General features: G+C 68.6%; 1 protein-coding gene. It reads left to right on the forward strand.

Going from position 1 to position 325, the window contains the following annotated elements; all coding sequences use genetic code 11:
- Positions 1-3: 3 nt before the first annotated feature.
- Positions 4-325 (forward strand): transposase (locus EJ903_RS26605; RefSeq protein WP_174237367.1); only part of this gene is annotated, 322 nt, incomplete at its 3' end.

Below are 325 nucleotides of genomic sequence, written 5' to 3' on the forward strand. Positions count from 1 at the left end.
CGGATGCCGTACAAGGCGAACGAAAGCCGTCGTCACAAGATCCCGAAGGCCCGCTATCGGGTTGAGAACTGGGCAGCTTACGATGCGGCGCTGCGCCGACGCGGAGACCTGACCATCTGGGTGACGCCGGAGGCGATCACCGCGTGGACGCCACCCGCCACGGGGCGGCGTGGCCGGCCTTCCCGCTACGCGGACATCGCGGTCGAAGCCGGGCTGATGCTGCGCTTGGCGTTCGGCCGGCCGTGGCGGCAAACCGAGGGCTTGCTGGGCTCGCTCATGCGCCTGCTCGGCTTGGAACTGTCGGTCCCGGACCACACGACGTTTT

The sequence above is a fragment of the Azospirillum griseum genome (assembly GCF_003966125.1).
GTDB lineage: Bacteria > Pseudomonadota > Alphaproteobacteria > Azospirillales > Azospirillaceae > Azospirillum > Azospirillum griseum.